General features: G+C 64.1%; 18 protein-coding genes. 14 read left to right on the top strand and 4 right to left on the bottom strand.

Going from position 1 to position 19,610, the window contains the following annotated elements:
* The first annotated feature begins 17 nt into the window (after nucleotides 1-17).
* Both rfbD and rfbB read left to right on the top strand, forming a co-directional pair.
* The gene (gene rfbD, locus IPF49_08930; GenBank protein ID MBK6287734.1) at nucleotides 18-893 is read left to right on the top strand and encodes a dTDP-4-dehydrorhamnose reductase; all 876 of its coding nucleotides are present in this window, start codon (nucleotides 18-20) and stop codon (nucleotides 891-893) included.
* Nucleotides 890-1,963, top strand: coding sequence for a dTDP-glucose 4,6-dehydratase (gene rfbB, locus IPF49_08925; GenBank protein ID MBK6287733.1), 1,074 nt, complete (start codon nucleotides 890-892; stop codon nucleotides 1,961-1,963). Before rfbD ends, rfbB begins: the two co-directional genes overlap by 4 nt.
* A gap of 9 nt (nucleotides 1,964-1,972) precedes the next feature.
* Here the strand turns inward: rfbB and rfbC are convergent, their stop codons facing one another.
* Nucleotides 1,973-2,518, bottom strand: coding sequence for a dTDP-4-dehydrorhamnose 3,5-epimerase (rfbC, locus tag IPF49_08920; GenBank protein MBK6287732.1), 546 nt, complete (start codon nucleotides 2,516-2,518; stop codon nucleotides 1,973-1,975).
* On the bottom strand, nucleotides 2,518-3,411 hold the full coding sequence (rfbA, locus tag IPF49_08915; protein MBK6287731.1) for a glucose-1-phosphate thymidylyltransferase RfbA: 894 nt from the start codon (nucleotides 3,409-3,411) through the stop codon (nucleotides 2,518-2,520). The genes rfbC and rfbA overlap by 1 nt, the downstream gene beginning before the upstream one ends.
* A 202-nt stretch (nucleotides 3,412-3,613) precedes the next feature.
* Between rfbA and IPF49_08910 the strand changes: the two genes are divergently transcribed.
* The 3 genes from IPF49_08910 to IPF49_08900 are packed head-to-tail and all read left to right on the top strand — an operon-like array spanning nucleotide 3,614 to nucleotide 6,721.
* Nucleotides 3,614-4,933 carry a glycosyltransferase family 4 protein gene (locus tag IPF49_08910; protein MBK6287730.1) on the top strand — a complete coding sequence of 440 codons (1,320 nt, stop codon included), beginning with the start codon at nucleotides 3,614-3,616 and terminating at the stop codon, nucleotides 4,931-4,933.
* Nucleotides 4,914-5,636, top strand: coding sequence for a class I SAM-dependent methyltransferase (locus IPF49_08905; GenBank protein ID MBK6287729.1), 723 nt, complete (start codon nucleotides 4,914-4,916; stop codon nucleotides 5,634-5,636). Before IPF49_08910 ends, IPF49_08905 begins: the two co-directional genes overlap by 20 nt.
* The gene (locus IPF49_08900; protein ID MBK6287728.1) at nucleotides 5,633-6,721 is read left to right on the top strand and encodes a prenyltransferase; all 1,089 of its coding nucleotides are present in this window, start codon (nucleotides 5,633-5,635) and stop codon (nucleotides 6,719-6,721) included. The genes IPF49_08905 and IPF49_08900 overlap by 4 nt, the downstream gene beginning before the upstream one ends.
* Here IPF49_08900 and IPF49_08895 read toward each other — a convergent pair.
* Both IPF49_08895 and IPF49_08890 read right to left on the bottom strand, forming a co-directional pair.
* Nucleotides 6,659-7,279, bottom strand: a complete 621-nt coding sequence (locus IPF49_08895) for a class I SAM-dependent methyltransferase (protein MBK6287727.1) — start codon at nucleotides 7,277-7,279, stop codon at nucleotides 6,659-6,661. The two genes, IPF49_08900 and IPF49_08895, sit on opposite strands and share 63 nt — an antisense overlap.
* A gap of 375 nt (nucleotides 7,280-7,654) precedes the next feature.
* Nucleotides 7,655-9,064, bottom strand: a complete 1,410-nt coding sequence (locus IPF49_08890) for a TolC family outer membrane protein (GenBank protein MBK6287726.1) — start codon at nucleotides 9,062-9,064, stop codon at nucleotides 7,655-7,657.
* A 177-nt stretch (nucleotides 9,065-9,241) separates the two neighbouring features.
* Here IPF49_08890 and IPF49_08885 point away from each other — a divergent pair, with 177 nt between their 5' ends.
* The 9 genes from IPF49_08885 to serB all read left to right on the top strand — a co-directional run bounded on the left by IPF49_08885 (nucleotide 9,242) and on the right by serB (nucleotide 19,590).
* Nucleotides 9,242-9,736 (top strand): DUF1249 domain-containing protein, encoded by a 495-nt coding sequence (locus IPF49_08885; GenBank protein MBK6287725.1) that lies wholly within the window; start codon nucleotides 9,242-9,244, stop codon nucleotides 9,734-9,736.
* A gap of 20 nt (nucleotides 9,737-9,756) precedes the next feature.
* Entirely contained in the window at nucleotides 9,757-10,581 is an 825-nt protein-coding gene (cpdA, locus tag IPF49_08880; GenBank protein ID MBK6287724.1) for a 3',5'-cyclic-AMP phosphodiesterase, read from the top strand.
* 95 nt (nucleotides 10,582-10,676) lie between these two features.
* Nucleotides 10,677-12,572, top strand: coding sequence for a DNA topoisomerase IV subunit B (gene parE, locus IPF49_08875; GenBank protein MBK6287723.1), 1,896 nt, complete (start codon nucleotides 10,677-10,679; stop codon nucleotides 12,570-12,572).
* The gene (locus IPF49_08870; GenBank protein MBK6287722.1) at nucleotides 12,569-13,714 is read left to right on the top strand and encodes an ABC transporter permease; all 1,146 of its coding nucleotides are present in this window, start codon (nucleotides 12,569-12,571) and stop codon (nucleotides 13,712-13,714) included. The genes parE and IPF49_08870 overlap by 4 nt, the downstream gene beginning before the upstream one ends.
* A 4-nt stretch (nucleotides 13,715-13,718) precedes the next feature.
* Nucleotides 13,719-14,498 carry an ATP-binding cassette domain-containing protein gene (locus IPF49_08865; protein MBK6287721.1) on the top strand — a complete coding sequence of 260 codons (780 nt, stop codon included), beginning with the start codon at nucleotides 13,719-13,721 and terminating at the stop codon, nucleotides 14,496-14,498.
* A complete protein-coding gene (locus IPF49_08860; GenBank protein ID MBK6287720.1) occupies nucleotides 14,495-15,475 on the top strand; it encodes an MCE family protein in 981 nt (326 codons plus the stop codon). Before IPF49_08865 ends, IPF49_08860 begins: the two co-directional genes overlap by 4 nt.
* A gap of 2 nt (nucleotides 15,476-15,477) precedes the next feature.
* Nucleotides 15,478-16,095, top strand: coding sequence for a membrane integrity-associated transporter subunit PqiC (locus IPF49_08855; GenBank protein MBK6287719.1), 618 nt, complete (start codon nucleotides 15,478-15,480; stop codon nucleotides 16,093-16,095).
* A gap of 31 nt (nucleotides 16,096-16,126) precedes the next feature.
* On the top strand, nucleotides 16,127-18,367 hold the full coding sequence (gene parC / locus IPF49_08850) for a DNA topoisomerase IV subunit A (GenBank protein MBK6287718.1): 2,241 nt from the start codon (nucleotides 16,127-16,129) through the stop codon (nucleotides 18,365-18,367).
* Nucleotides 18,364-19,590 carry a phosphoserine phosphatase SerB gene (serB, locus tag IPF49_08845; protein ID MBK6287717.1) on the top strand — a complete coding sequence of 409 codons (1,227 nt, stop codon included), beginning with the start codon at nucleotides 18,364-18,366 and terminating at the stop codon, nucleotides 19,588-19,590. The genes parC and serB overlap by 4 nt, the downstream gene beginning before the upstream one ends.
* The last annotated feature ends 20 nt before the right edge of the window (nucleotides 19,591-19,610 follow it).

Below are 19,610 nucleotides of genomic sequence, written 5' to 3'. Positions count from 1 at the left end.
CGCAAGGGCATCTACTGATGAAAGTCCTGGTAACGGGCGCGACCGGTCAGGTCGGATGGGAACTGCAACGGTGCGTGCCGGCGGGTATCGAACTGGACGTGGCAGGGCGCGCCGGGATCGATCTCGCGGCAGATGACGTGCGGGAGCGGGTATTGGCGCGGACGCCGGAGCTGATCATCAATGCGGCGGCCTATACCGCGGTCGATCGTGCCGAGACCGAACCCGGGCTCGCGTTCGCGGTCAATGCGGCGGGCGCGGGTGCCGTGGCCGCGGCCGCGCACCAGCTCGGCGTGCGGCTGGTGCACCTGTCCACCGATTTCGTGTTCGACGGCAATGCCTCGCGCCCTTATGGACCCGACAGTTCGCCGGCGCCGCTGGGTGTCTATGGCGCGAGCAAGCGCGAGGGGGAAATCCGGGTGCTGGAAGCCAGCGCTGGTGCCGCGGTGATCGTGCGTACGTCCTGGGTCTATTCCGCTCACGGCAACAATTTCGTCAAGACCATGCTGCGACTGATGCGCGAGCGCGATCGGCTCGGGGTGGTGGCGGACCAGGTGGGATCGCCGACCTGGGCGCGGCTGCTGGCCGCGGCGGTGTGGGAAATCGCCCTGAATCCGGCGCTCGACGGGATTCTGCACTGGAGCGATCTCGGGGTGGCGAGCTGGTATGACTTTGCGATCGCGATTCACGAGCAAGCTTGCGCCCGCGGCCTGCTCGACGGGCAGCACGCGCTGGCGATCGACCCGATCGCCACCGAGGATTATCCGACGCCGGCGCGCAGGCCGGCTTACAGCGTGCTCGACAAGAGCCGTGCGCTGCGCGAGCTGCAGGCGCAACGACTACACTGGCGCGTGGCCCTTGGCGCCATGCTCGATGAGTTGAGGTTGAACCCATGACACGCAGACTGCTCGTCACCGGCGCGGCCGGTTTCATCGGCGCGAATTTCTGTCATTACTGGCATGCGCGGCACCCCGGGGACCGGGTGGTCGCTTATGACGCGCTGACCTATGCCGGAAATCGCGCCAATATCGCGGCGCTGCAGGGGAGCGACAATTTCCGCTTCGTCCACGCCGATATCATCGATTGGGAGCGGGTCCGTGCCCTGCTGGCCGAGGAAGCCATCGACACGATCGTGCACTTTGCGGCGGAAAGCCACGTCGATCGGTCGATCGACGGCCCCGATGCGTTCATTTCCACCAATGTCGGCGGAACCCACAGTCTGCTCAAGGCAGCACGGGAAGTGTGGCTGGGCGATGGGCGCCCCCATCGCTTTCACCATGTATCGACCGACGAGGTGTTCGGTTCGCTGGAGGCCGCGGACGCGCCGTTTACCGAAACGCTGGCCTACGCCCCGAATTCACCCTACTCGGCGAGCAAGGCGGCATCGGATTACCTGGTGCGCGCCTATCACCACACCTATGGATTGCAGGTCACGACCAGCAATTGCTCGAACAACTACGGGCCATGGCATTTCCCCGAAAAACTGATCCCGTTGTGCATCGTGAACCTGCTGCAGGGCAAGCCGCTGCCGGTATACGGCGACGGCCGCAATATCCGTGACTGGCTGTTCGTGAGCGATCACTGCCGCGGCATCGAGTTGGTACTCGATGGCGGGCGGGTTGGCGAAACCTACAACATCGGTGGCAACAACGAGTGGGCCAACATCGATATCGTCACCTTGCTGTGCACCCTGGTCGATGAATTCTTTGCCGCCGATGCCACCCTTGCCGCCCGCTTCCCGGCGGCGATGCCGGCACAGGGGAAGGCCTCGCGGACGCTGATAAGCTATGTGCGCGATCGCCCCGGTCACGATCGCCGTTATGCGATCGACGCCGCCAAGATCAACACCGAGCTGGGTTATGTTCCAGCCGAGAGTTTCGAGAGCGGCATTCGCAAGACGCTCGCCTGGTACCTGGCCAACGAAGCCTGGTGGCGCTCGATCCTGGACGGCAGTTATCGCAACTGAATCACGCGTTTACAGTGCCGGCGCAGCGGCAAAGCGTAGCCCGGAGGCATCTTTTGCCGACAGCGTCGGCGCAGCACCGCTCAACAGCGGCCAGTCAATCGCAAGGTCGGGATCGTCCCAGCGAATCGAGATTTCGTATTCGGGCGCATAGAAGTCGGTGCATTTGTAGACGAATTCGGCGCTCTTGGCGGTGACATAGAAGCCGTGCGCAAAGCCCGGCGGTATCCACAGCATGTGGCGATTCTCCGCCGACAGCATGGCACCCGCCCATTGGCCGAAACGGGGCGAGGAGCGGCGCATGTCGATCGCGACATCGAACACCTCGCCGGCAACCACGCGCACCAGTTTGCCCTGCACCTGGCTGGTCTGGTAATGCAGGCCGCGCAGCGTGCCCTGCGCGGACTTGCTGTGGTTGTCCTGCACGAACGTTGCGTCCAGCCCGATGCCCGCAAACGCGCGCTGGTTCCAGCTCTCGAAAAAGAAGCCGCGCTCGTCGCCGAATACCCGCGGTTCCAGCAACAGGACTTCGGGGTGCCGGGTGGGAATGATCCGCATCAGGCAGGGCTCCCTTCGTTGGCAATGCGCTCGAGATAGGAACCGTAGCCGCTCTTCTTCAGAGGTTTGGCCAGCGCCAGCAATTCGTTGCGGTCGATGAAGCCCATGCGATAGGCAATTTCCTCGGGACAGGAAATTTTCAGGCCCTGGCGTTCCTCGACCACGCGGATGAAGTTGGCCGCATCGAGCAACGAATTGTGCGTTCCGGTGTCGAGCCAGGCGGCACCGCGTGACAGCACCTCGACCCGCAACTGCCCGCGTTGCAGGTAGACGCGGTTCACGTCGGTGATCTCGAGCTCGCCCCGATCCGAGCGCTCGATACCCTTGGCCACCGAGATTACGTCATTGTCATAGAAATACAGTCCGGTGACGGCGTAGTGGGACTTTGGGGTGCGTGGTTTTTCCTCGATATCGACGGCGTGGTTGTCGGCGTCGAAGCTGACCACGCCATAGCGCTCGGGGTCCTGCACGTAGTACGCAAAAACCGTGGCGCCCGAGATCTCCTGGCTGGCGCTCGCGAGTTTCGTGGACAGGCCGCCGCCATAGAAGATGTTGTCTCCGAGCACAAGACACACCGGGCAATTGCCGATGAAGTCCTCGCCGATCAGAAATGCCTCTGCAAGCCCGCCGGGTTCCGGTTGTGCGGCATAGCTGAGCGAAACGCCCCATTGCGAGCCGTCACCGAGCAGGGCGCGAAACGCAAACTGGTCGTGCGGAGTGGTAATGATCAGGATATCGCGGATACCTGCCAGCATCAGTGTGGCCAGCGGGTAGTAGATCATCGGTTTGTCATATACCGGCATCAGTTGCTTGCTGACCGAACTGGTGAGCGGGTGCAGGCGCGTGCCACTGCCTCCGGCAAGCACGATGCCCCGGTATCGGCTTTGTTGCATGGTTGTAATGTTCCTGGCAGAAAAGTGTTGGCGATTATAGGCGAACCGGGGTGGCGCAAGCTCCTGCGGGCGTGGTGGCATGGATTTTCGGGAACTCGCTCAGTAGAATCCGCCGCTGCCCGCGCCAGCCGGCGTGGGCCAGGGATGGGTATTCGGGTGCCTGGGCACCCGTCAGCTCTTCTGTAGTCGTCAGAGGATCGTCATGCAAGCCCTCAGCCCGGCGCGGCTACCCGCCGCCCGCTATTCAGAGGCTTTGTCGCTGGAAGAGCTGGAACCAGTTCGGCCATTGCGCATCTGCCTGCTCGGATATCGCAGCCACCCCTATGGTGGCGGCCAGGGGGTCTATCTGCGTTACCTCAGCAAGGCGCTGGTCGAGTTGGGTCATCAGGTCGATGTGATTTCCGGTGAGCCCTATCCGCATCTCGATGCAGGGGTGCGTCTGATCGCCATGCCGGGCATGAATCTCTATGAGAATGGGCTGCTGTCGCTGCGTCCGCGACATTTGCGCTCGCTCAGCAACATCATCGAGTGGCTGAGCAAGCTGAGCGGAGGATTTGCCGAACCGCAGGCTTTTGGCCGGCGTGCGCTGTCCTACCTCGAGGCGCATGCGCACGAATATGACCTGGTGCACGACAACCAGAGTCTCAGTTACGCGATGCTCCACCTGCAGCGGCGCGAGGTGCCGCTGGTCACCACGATCCATCATCCGATCACCAGTGATCTGCGCCTGGTGCTCGATGCCTGCAGCTGGTGGTGGCCGCGTCTGCTGGCCTATCGCTGGTACTCGTTTCTCGGCATGCAGAAGCGCGTGGCGCTCGGTTTGAAGCACGTGGTAACGGTTTCGGCCTGCTCGCGGCGCGATGTGGCGCGCGATTTCGGTGTGACAGAGGATCGTTTGAAGCTGATCTACAACGGTGTCGATTCGGATGTGTTTGCGCCGCGCCCTGACTGCCAGCGCAAGCCGCTGCAGCTGATGGCAACAGCTTCCGCGGACCAGCCGCTGAAGGGTCTGCGGGTATTGCTGCTGGCCTTGCGCAACCTCCTGCCGCGTCATCCCGGATTGCGGTTGCTGGTGGTGGGAAAGCCAAAGGCCGGGGGCGACACCGAAAAGCTGATCCGCAAGCTCGCCCTCGCGTCGCATATCGATTTCGTGAGCGGTATCTCGACCAGCGAGCTGGTGCGTCACTATGGCGAATCCACGCTGGTGGTGGTGCCATCGCTCTATGAAGGCTTTGGCCTGCCCGCGGCGGAGGCGATGTCCTGCGCCGCGGCTGTCATTTCATCCGATGGCGGCGCGCTGCCCGAGGTCGTGGGCGATGCCGGCGTGCTGGTTCCGGCCGGTGACGAGCACGCACTTGCGCGTGCCATCGAAGAACTGCTCGGCGATCCCGCGCGGCGCACGGCCCTCGGCGAGCGGGCGCGCGAACGCATACTCGAGCAGTTCTGCTGGCGGCGCGCGGCGCGCGAGATGACGCGCTACTACGAACAGGTCCTGGCGAGCCATGGAAACCGTCAACCTTGATTATGTGCCGCTGCAGCGCGGCGACTGGGTGCTCGATCTCGGTTGCGGCGAGGGGCGGCATGCGATCGCTGCCTGGCTGTCGGCCGAGGTCAATTGCGTCGGCGTCGATCTCTGTGCCGCCGATCTGGCCGCGGCCGCGCGCAAATCCCGCTCCTTTGCCGGACAGCTTCCCGTCTCCGAGGCGCGCAGCCTGAGCCTGAGCGTCGGAGATGCGCTCAGCCTGCCGTTTGCCGATCATTGTTTCGATGTGGTGATCTGTTCCGAAGTGCTGGAGCATGTGGTGGCCTATCGCGAGGTGCTCGCGGAAATCCGCCGTGTGCTCAAGCCCGGCGGGGCGCTGATCGCGAGCGTGCCGCGATTCTGGCCCGAATGGGTCTGCTGGGCCCTGAGCGACGAGTACCATGCCAACGCAGGCGGGCATGTACGGATATTCAATGCCGCGCAGCTCAACCGCGATATCGAGGAATGCGGTTTTCGCCGTTATCGCAGGCACTGGGCGCATGCGCTGCATTCGCCGTTCTGGTGGTTGCGTTGCCTGCTCTGGGAGCGCCAGGAGCAGTCGCGGCTGGTGCGCGGCTATCACCGCCTGCTGGTATGGGACCTCATGGAACGCCCGCGCCTGACGCGCTGGCTGGAGAAGGTCCTGAACCCGCTGATGGGCAAGAGTGTCGTCATGTATTTCGAGAAGGCCGTTGCACCATGAGCGAACTGTATCTGAGCAAGGGTCTCTATCCCGAGGAATTCCTGCGTCCCACCGTGGAGTTCATCCTGGCCGCGCAGCTGCCCGATGGCTGCATCCCCTGGTTTCCCGCCGGCCATGCCGATCCGTGGGACCACGTAGAGGCGGCGATGGGGCTCAGCGTGGCCGGCGAGCATGCCGCCGCCGCGCGCGCCTACGAATGGTTGCGTGATATCCAGCTCCCGGATGGCAGCTGGTGGGTGGCTTACAAGGACGGGCAGGTGCACGACCGCGAGCGGCGCGAGACAAATTTCGTGGCCTACGTCGCCACCGGGGTATGGCACCATTACCTGGTGTGCGCCGACCGCGACTGGCTGGAATCGATGTGGCCGATGGTCGAGCAGGCGATCGGTTTCGTGCTTTCGCAGCAGACCGCGCATGGCGATGTCTGCTGGGCAGTGGACGCCGCCGGCAATACCCGTGACGATTCGCTGGTGACCGGTTGCAGTTCGATCTACAAAAGTCTCGAATGCGCCATAAATATCGCCCACACGCTCTATCGCGACAGCTCGCGCTGGATTGCCGCGCGCTGGAATCTCGGTGAGGCCCTGCGTCATCGCCCCTACCGTTTCGATCGTACCTGGGAGAGCAAGACCCGTTACTCGATGGACTGGTTCTATCCGGTGCTCGCCGGCGCGCTGAGTCGCGGGCAGAGCCGGGCGCGACTGCATGCGCGCTGGGATACCTTCGTGGTCGATGGCATGGGTTGCCGTTGTGTCTCCGATGAACCCTGGGTGACGGTCGCGGAATCGGCCGAGCTGACCATGGCGCTGCTGGGGGCCGGCGAGCATGCGCGTGCCGCGCGCCTGTTCAGCTGGCTGCATCGCTGGCGCGATCACGACGGCGCCTACTGGACCGGTTACCAGTGGGTCGAGGACCTGCTGTGGCCCGAGGAAAAGCCGACCTGGACGGCCGGCGCCATATTGCTGGCGGCCGACGCGCTCACCGAACACACCGCTGCGAGCAGCCTGCTGACCGCGGTGCGGTTAATAGATTCTCCGCAGCAGGCCAAGCGTCTCAACGCGCGCCATTTCCTCGTACAGCCCTGAGGCCAGCGCGAGCTGGTAGATCGTGTAGGGCGCCTGGCCGCCGGTGGCGGGATCCGGAAACAGATCGTGTATCGCCAGCACGCCTCCCGCTTTCAGATGACCGCTCCAGCTGCGATAGTCGGTTACCGCCGCCTCCATGCTGTGCCCTCCATCGATGAACACCAGCGATAACGGAGTCTGCCACTGGCGCGCCGCGACGCTCGTCGGCGCGACCACCGGCACCACGGTGTCCTCGAGTCCGGCGCGGCGGATGTTGGCGCGAAATTCGCGGAAGCTGTCCATCAGGCGGGCGCTGTCGTCGTAGAGCGCCGGGTCGTGATATTCCTCCCCGAGCTGGTGTTCCTCCGAACCGCGATGGTGATCCACCGCAAACAATACGCCACCCGCAGTTTTGCAACCCGCGGCCAGGTAGATGGTTGATTTGCCGCAATAGCTGCCGATTTCCAGGCAGGGGCCGAAGCGCGAGCATTCGCGGGCGGCCTGGTGGAGTGCCGCGCCCTCGACGGGGGCAAGGAAGCCTTTGACGGTATCGATATCGATCGGCAGCTCGAGTGTCATGGGTGCTCTCCGGTTCCCGGCCGGTTGCGGCCGGCGCGCACCATAACTCCGCGGATGCATGGCTGGCAATTGCGCTGCCTCGCGCGGGCCGCTTCGCGTATGCTTTCGGGGTGGCGACCGCGCCGTCCCTTGCGCACGCGTTACCGGAACCAGGGGTCCTTGTGGATGAAAGCTGAATTGCCCCGCTTTGATCGTGCTCGCGTGCTGGTCGCGGGTAATGTGATGCTCGATCGTTACCGGAGCGGTGATGCCGTGCGGATTTCTCCCGCAGCGCGGTAACGGTAGTGCGCGTGCGCCACAGCGAGGAGCACCTCGGCACTGCCGGATGCCGGCGCGGCATCGAGATCGCGCGCCGCAATCAGTATCGGCAGGCTGCTAGGGGCTGCCCTTGCTTGCCGCGGCGGGCTCGACCAGCCACCGGTTCAGTGCCTGAATGTCCTCGGGACCCAGCATGCCGCCCTGTTTGCGCAGGCGAATCAGCCGCAGCACATAATCGAAACGGGTGTTGGCATAGTCGCGGATGGCGCGATACAGCACCTGCTGCGCGTTCAGCACATCGACCACGTTGCGGGTGCCGACCTCGTAGCCGGCAGTGGTCGCATCCAGCGCGCTCTGTGCCGAGACGATGGATTGCTTGCGCGCCAGCACGCGCTGCACATCGGTAACCACGGCAATATGCAGCGAACGCGTGGCCTGCACGGTGTTGCGCATGACGGAGGTGTAGGTGTCACGCGCCACGTTGTAGCGTTCATAGGATTCGCGGCGTTGCGAACTGATGTAGCCGCCGGCGTAGAGGGGCATATCGAAATTGATCGTGAAGCTCGTTCCTTCCACGTCGGCCGAATTGTTGAGTCTCTGATTGAGCAGGTTGTCGTGATCGCGACCGTCATCGTGGGTGTTCTGCCAGTTGAGATTTCCGGTGATCTTTGGCAGATGGGCGGCGCGCAGCGACTGCGAGGCCTGGAGCGCGGCTTCGGCCGCATATTCCGCTGTCTTCAGTTCGAAATTGCCATTCACCGCCAGATCCACCCACTCTTCGGGCGTGACCGGCTGCGGATCGACAACCGGGAAATTTTCATCGAGCAGCCACAGATTGTGATGCGGTTGCCCGGTCAGGACGGACAACAGCTCGTACGACACGCCGAGTGCACCTTCGTCGGAGAGACGGTTGACCACCGCGAGGTCATAGGCGGCGCGCGCCTCGTGCACATCGGTGATCGCGATCAGGCCCACCTCGAAGCGTTGCTGGGTCTGCTCGAGCTGGCGCTGGAAAGCCGCTTCCTCGGCCTGGCTGGCTTTGAGGTTGTCGATGGCCCGCAATACGTTGGTGTAGGCCTCGACGGTGCGCAGCACCAGGTCCTGCTGGTCGGCGGCGAACTGGGTTTCGGCCTGCAGGCTGAGCTCCTTGCCCTGCTGGAAACTGAACCAGGCCGGCACGTTGAAAATATTCTGTGACAGCGTCAGATAGTAATCTTCGCGCTCTCCGTTGACATCCTGGTCGGTGTTGCTCGGAATATTGGTGCCGCCGAGCGAGAAAATGCGGGAAGTTTGCTGTTCGAGATCGGTCTCGCCGTAAACTGCCTGCGCCCCGACCTGCGGCAACAGGGCCGATCGACCCTGCACCTCGGCCTCCTGCCCGGCGCGGTAGCTCGCCTGCGCGGCCTTCAGCACCGGATCGTTCTTCAATGCCATCTCGTAGATGTCGAGCAACGTGTCGGAGTGCGCTGCCGCGTGCAGGAACATCAGCGGAACGATCAGCAGGGTGCGCAGGCCGGAATGCAGCATCGGTTGCCTCGTATGGATAAATATTCATGTTGCGCGATGAGCGCTGATGGGGCGAAGTGTAGCAGAGGAGCGATGACGCTTTAACCCGGGTTGGTGCGCATCGGCCGGGCATTTGTGCAGGAATAATTCCGGACGGCGCAATCGGGGTGTCGCCAAATGCTTATATACTCAGTTCACATGAAAGCACCCCGCCCCATCGTCAAGAGCGAGAATCGCGATCCAGTCGACTGGAGGCAATGCTCGCCGTTGCAGATTCACCATGCGCAATGCGAGGTGAACTTCCTGCGCCTGCGGAAATTGTTGCCGGGGTTCCACGAGGGGCAGTGTGTCGTCGTCGGGGCGCGGCCGCTTGGTGCGTATCAGGATACGCTCGAGGCCAGGGTGACGGAGCGTTGTCGGTATACCGCCGAGCTGCTGGTACGCCAGAAAAGACCCGTTTGGGGGCGTCGTGCGAGCGAGTTCCGGGTGCGCGTGTACCTCGATGCGCGCATGGCCGAGGTGATCGGCTGCGCGCAAGTCCGACGCCTGCTGCCCCGTTACGATTATCCGAACGCCGACGGCATGGCGCGCGACGAGAAGTGGCAGTTGAACCGTCTGCTGGGCGAGTGGCTGTCGCGCTGTCTCCTGGATGGACATGTGCTCACCGATGCCGCCCTGGCGGTTGGCGGCTGAGCGGCGGAGTGCAGACAGGCATGGTGCAGCAACGTTTCGTGGTTCCCCGCAACGCCGGACGGGTGCGGGTGGCGCAGATCACCGATACCCACCTGGAGGAGCGCGACGGCGGAACGCTGCTCGGGCTCGATACCGATGCCAGCATGGAGCATGTGCTCCGGCTGCTCGGCACGGGCGAGCAGCGCCCCGACCTGATTCTCGCAACCGGCGATCTCGCGAACCACGGTTCGCGCGCTGCCTACGAGAGATTGCGCCGGCGCTTCGATGCGCTGGGTATCCCCTGGTTGTGGCTGCCCGGAAACCATGATGACGCGGGACAGATGTGCGTGACGCTCGGCGACGGCGCGCCGATGACGCGCAGCGTGCTGGTCGGAGGCTGGCACATCGTGTTGCTCGACTCGACCATACCCGGCGCCGTGGGCGGGCGGCTCGGCGTCACCGAACTGCAACTGCTCGATCAGCTCCTTGCTCTGCAACCGGCATCGCCGACCCTGGTGTGTCTTCACCACCAGCCGGTGGCGATCGGTTGCGCATGGCTCGATGAGCAGATGATCGAGGATGCGCCGGCGCTGTTCGAGATGCTGGCGCCGCATGCACAGGTGCGCGCCCTGCTTTGGGGGCACGTGCACCAGGAATTTGCACGCCAGCGAGGAACGTTGCAGCTGCTGGCGGCGCCCTCGACCTGCGTGCAGTTCGCGCCGGATAGCGTGGGGTTCCGGGTGGACGAGCTTGCTCCGGGGATGCGCTGGCTGGAATTGCGCGCCGACGGAGGTCTTGAAACCCGCATCGAGCGGGTGCAGGGTGTCATCTTTCCGATTGATCGGGATTCGGCCGGATACCTCTGAATCGTCCGGCCCGCCCGGGATTGACCCTATCCGGGCCGGCATTTTGGGTAAACTGTCCTTCCTCCAAAACCGTGCCTGCAGATCCAGGGAGCATCATGGCGTTCAGTGGCGAATACAATGCGGAAGCAATCGAGGTATTGACCGGCCTCGACCCGGTGCGCAAGCGCCCCGGAATGTACACCGATACCACGCGCCCGAATCACCTTGCGCAGGAAGTGATCGACAACAGCATCGACGAGGCGCTGGCGGGATTTGCTCGCAACATCGACGTGATCCTGCACGCCGATGGCTCGCTCTCGGTTGCCGACGACGGGCGTGGAATGCCGGTCGATATCCATCCCGAGCAGGGCAAACCCGGGGTCGAGGTGATTCTCTGTACCCTGCACGCGGGCGGCAAATTCTCCGATCGCAGCTACCAGTTCTCCGGCGGGCTGCACGGCGTCGGCGTCTCGGTGGTCAATGCCCTGTCGCTGGAGCTGGAAGTGGCGGTGCGGCGCGATGGCAATGTCTACCGCATGCGGTTCCGCAACGGTGAAAAGGCTTCGGAACTGGAGGTAATCGATACCGTGGCCAAGCGCAACACCGGTACCACGGTGCGCTTTCGTCCGGACCCCGGGTACTTCGACACCGTCAAGTTCTCGGTCCCGCGGCTGCATCACCTGTTGCGCGCCAAGGCGGTGCTGTGCCCGGGCCTGAGCATATCGTTCACCGAGGAGGCGAGCGGTGCGCGTGAGCTGTGGTACTACGAAAACGGCTTGCCCGATTATATGCGCGCGGCAACCGCGGAGTACCCGACGCTGCCGGTCGAACCATTCGTCGGCAATTTCAGCGGCAAGACCGAAGCGGTGGAGTGGGCGGTACAGTGGCTGCACGAGGGTGGTGAGCTGATCACCGAGAGCTATGTGAACCTGATCCCGACCGTGCAGGGCGGCACCCACGTGAACGGGTTGCGCGCCGGTCTGCTCGAGGCGTTGCGCGAGTACTGTGAATTCCGCAATCTGCTGCCGCGCGGTATCAAGCTCGGTCCCGAGGACCTGTGGGATCGCTGTGCCTATGTGTTGTCGGCCAAGCTGCGCGAACCGCAGTTCAGCGGCCAGACCAAGGAGCGCCTGTCATCGCGGGAATCGGCAACCTTCATCGCCGGTGTCGCGCGCGATGCGTTCGGGCTGTGGCTGGGGCAGCATACCGGTGAAGGCGACAAGCTGGCTGAGATGGCGGTCAACGCGGCCGCGGCACGACTGCGCAAGAGCCGCCAGGTGGAGCGCAAGAAAATCACCGCGGGGCCGGCGCTGCCGGGCAAGCTGGCCGATTGTTCCTCGCAGGACCTCGAGCACACCGAGCTGTTTCTGGTCGAAGGCGATTCGGCCGGTGGCTCCGCGAAACAGGCGCGCGATCGCCAGTACCAGGCGATCATGCCGCTGAAGGGCAAGATCCTGAATTCCTGGGAAATGCAGAGCAGCGAGATTCTGGCGTCGGAAGAAATCCACAATATCGCGGTGGCGCTCGGCGTCGATCCCGGATCGGCGGATCTCGAGGGCCTGCGCTATGGCAAGGTCTGCATCCTGGCCGATGCCGACAGCGACGGGCTGCATATCGCAACGCTGCTGTGCGCGCTGTTTGTGCGCCATTTCCGTCCGCTGGTGACAGCGGGAAGAGTATTCGTGGCGATGCCGCCGTTGTACCGGATCGATATCGGCAAGGAAGTTTTTTATGCGCTCGACGAGGCGGAAAAGGAAGGAATACTGAACCTGATCGAGGCCGAGAAGAAAAAGGGCAAGGTCAATGTACAGCGTTTCAAGGGCCTTGGAGAGATGAATCCCCTGCAGCTGCGCGAGACCGTCATGACGCCGGATACGCGGCGCCTGGTGGAACTCACGATCGTCGAGGAGGACCAGGCCGATCAGCTGCTCGACATGCTGCTGGCCAAGAAGCGCGCCGGTGATCGTCGCGACTGGCTGGAGCGCAGCGGCAACCAGGCCGAGCGGATATGAGCGCGAACTCCGAGTCGACCGGGCAGCCGGCGCAATACCGCTTCGAGCAGCGCGGCGATGTGCTGGTGCTGGAGCTGGAAGGCGACTGGCTGATCGCAGCACCCGCGCCCGGCAGTGCGCGCATCGTGGGTGAACTGCAGGCACTGCCTGCGCCCCGGATCGAGTTCGATTGCACGCGTCTCGGTGCCTGGGACTCGATGCTGGTCATCCTGCTGCTTCGCTGCCGCGAGCTGTGCCGCGAGCGGGATACGGCTTTCGCTGACGCTGGCTTGCCCGAGGGGGCCCGCCGGCTGATGGCGCTGGCGCTGGAAGTGCCGGCGCACCAGCGCCCGCCGGCATCGCGCGCACCGCTGTTGCACTATCTGCTGGGCGGACAGTGGCTGCGCAGCGCGTGGCTGGATATCGCCGACTTTCTCGCCTTCATCGGCGAGCTGCAGATCGCGCTGGTACGCCTGGTGAGCGGGCGTTCCAACACCCGCATGGTGGATTTTCTCTGGTTCGTCCAGCAGGCGGGTCCGGCCGCGATCGGCATCATCACCCTGATCAGCGTTCTGGTCGGCATGATCCTCGCGTATCTCGGTTCGGTGCAGTTGCAGCAGTTCGGCGCCCAGATCTACGTGGCTGACCTGGTGGGCATCGGCATGGTGCGCGAGATGGGCGCGCTGATGACCGGAGTGATCATGGCCGGGCGTACCGGCGCGGCCTATGCCGCGCAACTCGGCACCATGCAGACGCGCGAGGAGATCGACGCGATCAGCACGCTCGGCATGTCGCCGATCGAGTTCCTGGTGGTGCCGCGGATGCTGGCGCTGGTGCTGGTGATGCCGCTGTTGTGCATATACAGCGATGTGCTCGGGATGCTGGGCGGGGCGCTGGTGGCGCTCGGCATGGACGTATCATGGAGCATGTTCGTGAACGAAACGCGCGAGGCGGTGACGCTGACCCATATCGCGACGGGGGTAGTGAAGAGCGTGGTGTTCGGAATGCTGATCGCGGTGGCCGGTTGCCGCGCCGGGATACAGTGCGGGCGCAGTTCGGAAGCAGTCGGGCAGGCCACGACCGATGCCGTGGTCACCGCCATCGTCTACCTGGTGGTTGCCGATGCCGCATTCAACATTCTCTATCAGCGGCTGGGAATCTGAATCGATGGGCATCGCGGAGGTGCATATACGGGTCGCCGGGCTGACCATGGCCTACGGCTCGCGGGTGATCCAGAAGGATCTCGACTTCGTGGTGAACCGGGGAGATGTGTTCGTGATCATGGGGGGGAGCGGTTGTGGCAAATCCACGCTGCTGAAGCATATGATCGGCCTGATGGAACCCGCGTCCGGCGAGATTCTCTATGACGGCCAGAGCTACCAGCGCGCCACCTCCCGGGAGCGGGACCGGATGCGCCAGCGCTGGGGCATCACCTATCAGTCGGGGGGGTTGTTCAGCGCCATGACGCTGGGAGAAAACGTGGCTTTGCCCTTGCAGCAATACACCGGGCTCGCGCCGGCAGCGATCCGCGAGCTGGTGGCCTACAAGCTGGCACTGGTGGGGCTGGCGGGGTTCGAGGATTATTATCCGGCGGAAATCAGCGGCGGGATGCAAAAGCGCGCCGGCCTGGCCCGGGCCATTGCGCTCGATCCGGAGATACTGTTTTTCGATGAGCCCTCGGCAGGCCTCGATCCGATCAGTTCGCGCCTGCTCGACGAACTGATCCTGCAGATGCGCGACGCCATCGGCGCCACCGTGGTGATCGTCACGCACGAGCTGGCAAGCATTTTCACGATCGCGAACAATTCGGTCTATCTCGATGCGCAGACACTCACGATGCTCGACACGGGTAATCCGCGCGAGCTGCTGCACGGCAGTGCCCATGAAGTGGTGCGACGATTCCTGTCGCGCGGTGAAGAATCCACGATGGCAGGAGTCGAGGCATGAGCAGCAAGGTGAGTGCGACCGCCATAGGCGGCTTCGTGGTCGGTGCATTGGCGCTCGTTACCGGCGGCGCGGTGTTTTTTGGCGGTTCGCTGTTCGGCACCAACAACGAGGTGCGTGCCGCATCGGTGATATTCACCGGTTCGGTGAAGGGGCTCAATGTGGGAGCGCCGGTGACCTTGCGTGGTGTCAAGATCGGCGAGGTCAGCGACATCGGCATCAGCTACGATTCCAGGAAACTCGAGTTCGTGATCCCGGTGATCGTCACGGTCAATCCGCACGAACTGGGCATTGAAACGCTGTCATCGGAAAGCGAGTTTCTCGAACCGCTGGTGGCGCGCGGGCTGCGGGCGCAGCTCAAGACCCAGAGCCTGCTGACCGGACTGCTGTACGTCGATCTGGATTTTCTTCCCGATTCACCGCCCGTCTATGCCGATTTCCCTACCGAGGAGCCACAGATCCCCACGGCACCCACCGAGCTCGAAGCCATACTCCAGCGCATCGGTTCCATCGACATACAGGCGTTTGTGGAGCATGCCGATTCCGCGTTGCGCGGCATCGACGCATTGCTCGCGGACCCGGAGACCAAGCGGATCCCGGCACAGGTCAATGCCACCCTGGAGGAGACGCAGCGCCTGGCGGCCAGCGTCGAGCGGCAAGTCGCGGACGTGAGTGCGCGGATAAACGGGCTCACGGACTCGGCCAATGGCGCGGTGGCCGATGTGCGCAAGGAAGTTAGCGAGCTTGGCGCCAACCTGGCGCGCAGCCTCGAGCAGCTCGATGCGACGCTGGCCACGATACGCGGCACCGCCGATGACCTCGGTTATGCGATGTCGGAGGAGTCGCCGGTGATGAATGAACTGACCCAGGCCGCGGCCGAACTGGGGCGCTCGGCGCGCGCGCTGCAGGCACTTGCCGACTCGCTGGAGCGCGCGCCGGAGTCGCTGATCCGAGGGCGACGCGAGATGGAGGAGAAATGAGCATGCACCGGGTACGTTTCCTGTCGCTTGCGGTCCTGGCGTTGCTGCTGGGAGGGTGTGGTTCAACGCCCCCCATCGACTATTATCTGCTGAGCGCCAATGCGCCGGCGGGTCGCGGTGCCTCGAGTCCCTCGATCGGCATCGCCGAACTGCAGGTCGCGGAATACCTGCAGCGTCCGGAAATCGTCATGATGGAAAGCGCCAATCGCGCCCGTCTCGACGGGTTCGAGCGCTGGGCAGAGCCGCTTGAAGACGGCATCCGCCGCACCCTGGCGTTGAACCTCGGCGCGCTGCTCGAGACCGACAGCGTGCGCGTACGGCCCTGGCCGCGCGACTGGAACCCGGACTGGGTTGTGCGCTGCACGGTGGCGCGCCTCGATGCCACCACCACCGCGGTGGAACTGGTAGCGAGCTGGTCGGTGCAGCGCGCAACGGGCGCCGAGCCTGCGCTCGAGCACGGCAGCAGGCTGAGGCGGGCCCGATCGGGCAGCACTGCCGACTCGCTGGCGGCCGATATCAGCGCGCTGCTGCTCGAATTGAGCGAGCAGATTGCCAACCAGATGCGCGACAACGTGCCGCCGGAATCCGCTGCGGCGCCCGTCGCGACATCCGCCCCCTAGCTGGACAGAGAGATACATGAGCGAGAACCAGATGCCGGCCGGCGGCGATATCGAGCGTATGCGGCTGCGCGACTATACCGAGCGCGCTTACCTCAATTATTCGATGTACGTGATCCTCGATCGGGCGTTGCCGCACATTGGCGACGGCCTGAAGCCGGTGCAGCGGCGCATCATCTACGCGATGCACGAACTCGGCTTGCGCAACAGCGCGAAGTACAAGAAATCGGCGCGCACCGTGGGCGATGTCATCGGCAAATTTCATCCGCACGGGGACAGCGCGGCCTACGAGGCAATGGTGTTGATGGCGCAGTCGTTCTCGTATCGCTATCCGTTGATCGACGGGCAGGGCAACTGGGGCGCGCCGGACGATCCCAAATCCTTTGCCGCGATGCGCTATACCGAGTCACGCCTGGCGGCAATCGCCGAGATGCTGCTCTCGGAGGTTGGCCAAGGCACCGTGGATTGGTCACCCAATTTCGACGGCACCATCGATGAGCCGGCCGTACTGCCGGCACGCGCTCCGCATATCCTGCTCAATGGCACGACCGGGATCGCGGTCGGCATGGCCACCGATATACCGCCGCACAACCTGCGCGAGCTGACGGCGGCCTGCATCCAGCTGCTGGACAAGCCCGGCAGCAGCCTCGAGGAACTGGGCCAGTGGGTGCAGGGTCCCGATTACCCCACCGAGGCCGAAATCATCACGCCACGCCACGAGTTGCAGGCGATGTATGCGAGCGGTCGTGGCAGTTTGCGCGCGCGCGCCGTGTGGCAGCGCGAGCAGGGGGACATCGTGATCACCGCGTTGCCGCACCAGGTCTCGGGCGCGCGCGTGCTGGAGCAGATCGCCCAGCAGATGCAGGCAAAGAAGCTGCCGATGGTCGCGGACCTGCGTGACGAATCCGATCACGAGAATCCGACCCGGTTGCTGATCGTGCTGCGCTCCAACCGCATCGATGCCGACGGCCTGATGTCGCACCTGTTCTCGACCACCGATCTCGAGCGCAGCTACCGCGTGAACATGAACGTGATCGGCATGGACGGGCGCCCGGGCGTGCGCGACCTGGGCTCGATGCTGCGCGAATGGCTGGAATTCCGCCGCGAGACGGTGCGCCGGCGCCTGCAGTACCGGCTCGAGCAGGTGCTGCGCCGGCTGCATATTCTGGATGGTCTGCTGATTGCCTTCCTCAACATCGACGAGGTGATCGCCATCATCCGTCAGGAGGACAAGCCCAAGAGCGTGCTGATGGCGCGCTTCACCCTGAGCGATGAGCAGGCCGAGGCCATTCTCGAACTGAAGTTGCGTCATCTCGCGAAGCTCGAGGAGTTCAGGATCCGCAGCGAGCAGAAAGAGCTCGCGGACGAGCGTGACACGCTGCAACTCACGCTCGGTTCCGAGGCGCGCATGAAGACGCTGATCAAGAAGGAATTGCAGGCGCTCGCCGACGAGTTCGGTGATGCGCGACGCTCGCCGATCGTGAGCCGCGAGGAAGCCCGGGCCTACAGCGATACCGAACTGGTACCGTCCGAGCCGATCACGGTAGTGCTGTCGCAGAAGGGCTGGGTCCGCGCCGCCAAGGGGCTGGATATCGATGCGGAAAAATTGAGCTACAAGGCGGGAGATGCCTTCCTGTGTGCGGTGCACGGGCGCTCGAACCAGAATGTCGTGCTGCTCGATTCCACCGGTCGCAGCTATTCGTTGGCCGCGCACAACCTGCCGTCCGCGCGGGGCCAGGGTGAGCCGCTCACGGGCAGCATCAATCCGCCATCGGGGGCGAGTTTTGCCGGTGCCCTGATGGGTGATGATGCGCAGCGCTACCTGCTCGCAACGGATGCGGGTTATGGCTTCATCGTGAGCCTCGAGGATATGCAGTCCAAGAATCGTGCCGGCAAATCGGTACTCACGGTGCCGGAGGGCGCCGTGGTGCTCGCCCCGATGCGGGTCAGGGATCCGGCTGCCGACCTGCTGGTGGCAGTGAGCAACGAAGGGCGCATGCTGGCTTTCCCGGCCAGCGAATTGCCGATGCTCTCGCGCGGCAAGGGCAACAAGATCATTGCGATTCCGGCGGCGCGCTTCAGGACCCGGGAGGAGTTCATGCTCGGCGCGGTGGTGCTGGGTGCCAGGGACTCCGTGCTGGTGCACAGCGGCAAGCGTTTCCTGCGCCTGAAGGTCGCGGACCTGGACAATTATCGGGGTGAACGCGGCCGTCGGGGCAACAAGCTGCCACGCGGTTTCCAGAAGGTCGATCGCCTCGAAGTCGCCGCGGACTGAGCGCGATGAAGGAAATCGTCCTGATCAGCATCGCGGGCGACGATCGCCCGGGAATCACCTCGATGGTGACCGGCATACTGGCGGCTCACTCGATCAACGTCCTCGACATCGGGCAGGCCGTGATCCACAACAATCTTGCGCTTGGATTGCTGGTGGAGATTCCCGAACACCGGGAGACATCCGCGGCGTTGCGCGAGTTGCTTGTTCGCAGCCAGGAAATGGGGTTGCAGCTGCGCTACACGCCGGTCAGCGCCGCGAGCTACCGGGAGTGGGTGGCGGGACAGGGCAAGGCAAGGCATATCGTGACGCTGTTGTCGCGGCGGATCCGGGGCGAGGAGATCGCACGCCTCAGCGAAGTGGTGGCGCGTCATGGGCTCAATATCGACAAGATCATGCGCCTGTCGGGGCGTGTATCGGCGGATGCCGCCGCGGTGAGCGATCGTGCCTGCGTGGAGTTCTCGGTGCGTGGCGAACTCGCGGACCCGGCCACGGTGCGACGCGATTTTCTCGAGCTGGCGAGCGAGCTCGGTGTCGATATTGCCTACCAGGAGGACAACATGTTCCGCCGTACCCGGCGGCTGGTGGCGTTCGACATGGACTCGACGCTGATCGAGGCAGAGGTCATCGACGAGCTGGCAAAGCGGGCCGGAGTCGGTGCCGAAGTGGCCGCGATCACCGAGCGGGCCATGCGCGGAGAGCTGGATTTCAGCGAGAGTTTCCGTCTTCGGGTTGCCTTGCTGGCCGGGCTCGACGAACAGGTACTCGAGGAAGTGGCTGCGGAGCTGCGGCTCAGCGAAGGCGCCGAAAAGCTGGTCAGTACGCTGCGCCGGATCGGGTTTCGCACGGCGATCATCTCCGGTGGTTTCAGCTTTTTCGGTCGCCGCCTGCAGCAACGACTGGGTATTGACTACGTGTTTGCCAATGAGCTCGATATCGTGGACGGCAAGGTGAGCGGTCGGGTGACAGGGGAGATCGTCGATGGCCGGCGCAAGGCAGAGCTGTTGCGCGAAATCGCGGCCCGCGAGGGGATTTCCCTGGAGCAGGTGATCGCGGTCGGCGACGGTGCCAATGATTTGCCGATGCTGAGCATCGCCGGCCTGGGCATTGCGTTTCGCGCCAAGCCGATCGTAAAGGAATCCGCGCGCCACGCGATCAGCACGCTGGGGCTCGACGGGATCCTCTATCTGCTCGGCATCAGCGACCGCGAAGCGGGCGCCGGCTGAGCAAGGCGGCGGGCCGCAGT

Source organism: Gammaproteobacteria bacterium, from assembly GCA_016705365.1.
Classification (GTDB): domain Bacteria; phylum Pseudomonadota; class Gammaproteobacteria; order Pseudomonadales; family UBA5518; genus UBA5518.
This window is presented reverse-complemented; position numbering and strand designations above follow the sequence as displayed.

Coding starts and splice junctions, on each gene's coding strand:
- rfbD (MBK6287734.1), top strand. CDS start 18: ATGAAAGTCCTGGTAACGGGCGCGACCGGTCAGGTCGGATGGGAACTG.
- rfbB (MBK6287733.1), top strand. CDS start 890: ATGACACGCAGACTGCTCGTCACCGGCGCGGCCGGTTTCATCGGCGCG.
- rfbC (MBK6287732.1), bottom strand. CDS start 2,518: ATGCGGATCATTCCCACCCGGCACCCCGAAGTCCTGTTGCTGGAACCG.
- rfbA (MBK6287731.1), bottom strand. CDS start 3,411: ATGCAACAAAGCCGATACCGGGGCATCGTGCTTGCCGGAGGCAGTGGC.
- IPF49_08910 (MBK6287730.1), top strand. CDS start 3,614: ATGCAAGCCCTCAGCCCGGCGCGGCTACCCGCCGCCCGCTATTCAGAG.
- IPF49_08905 (MBK6287729.1), top strand. CDS start 4,914: ATGGAAACCGTCAACCTTGATTATGTGCCGCTGCAGCGCGGCGACTGG.
- IPF49_08900 (MBK6287728.1), top strand. CDS start 5,633: ATGAGCGAACTGTATCTGAGCAAGGGTCTCTATCCCGAGGAATTCCTG.
- IPF49_08895 (MBK6287727.1), bottom strand. CDS start 7,279: ATGACACTCGAGCTGCCGATCGATATCGATACCGTCAAAGGCTTCCTT.
- IPF49_08890 (MBK6287726.1), bottom strand. CDS start 9,064: ATGCTGCATTCCGGCCTGCGCACCCTGCTGATCGTTCCGCTGATGTTC.
- IPF49_08885 (MBK6287725.1), top strand. CDS start 9,242: ATGAAAGCACCCCGCCCCATCGTCAAGAGCGAGAATCGCGATCCAGTC.
- cpdA (MBK6287724.1), top strand. CDS start 9,757: ATGGTGCAGCAACGTTTCGTGGTTCCCCGCAACGCCGGACGGGTGCGG.
- parE (MBK6287723.1), top strand. CDS start 10,677: ATGGCGTTCAGTGGCGAATACAATGCGGAAGCAATCGAGGTATTGACC.
- IPF49_08870 (MBK6287722.1), top strand. CDS start 12,569: ATGAGCGCGAACTCCGAGTCGACCGGGCAGCCGGCGCAATACCGCTTC.
- IPF49_08865 (MBK6287721.1), top strand. CDS start 13,719: ATGGGCATCGCGGAGGTGCATATACGGGTCGCCGGGCTGACCATGGCC.
- IPF49_08860 (MBK6287720.1), top strand. CDS start 14,495: ATGAGCAGCAAGGTGAGTGCGACCGCCATAGGCGGCTTCGTGGTCGGT.
- IPF49_08855 (MBK6287719.1), top strand. CDS start 15,478: ATGCACCGGGTACGTTTCCTGTCGCTTGCGGTCCTGGCGTTGCTGCTG.
- parC (MBK6287718.1), top strand. CDS start 16,127: ATGCCGGCCGGCGGCGATATCGAGCGTATGCGGCTGCGCGACTATACC.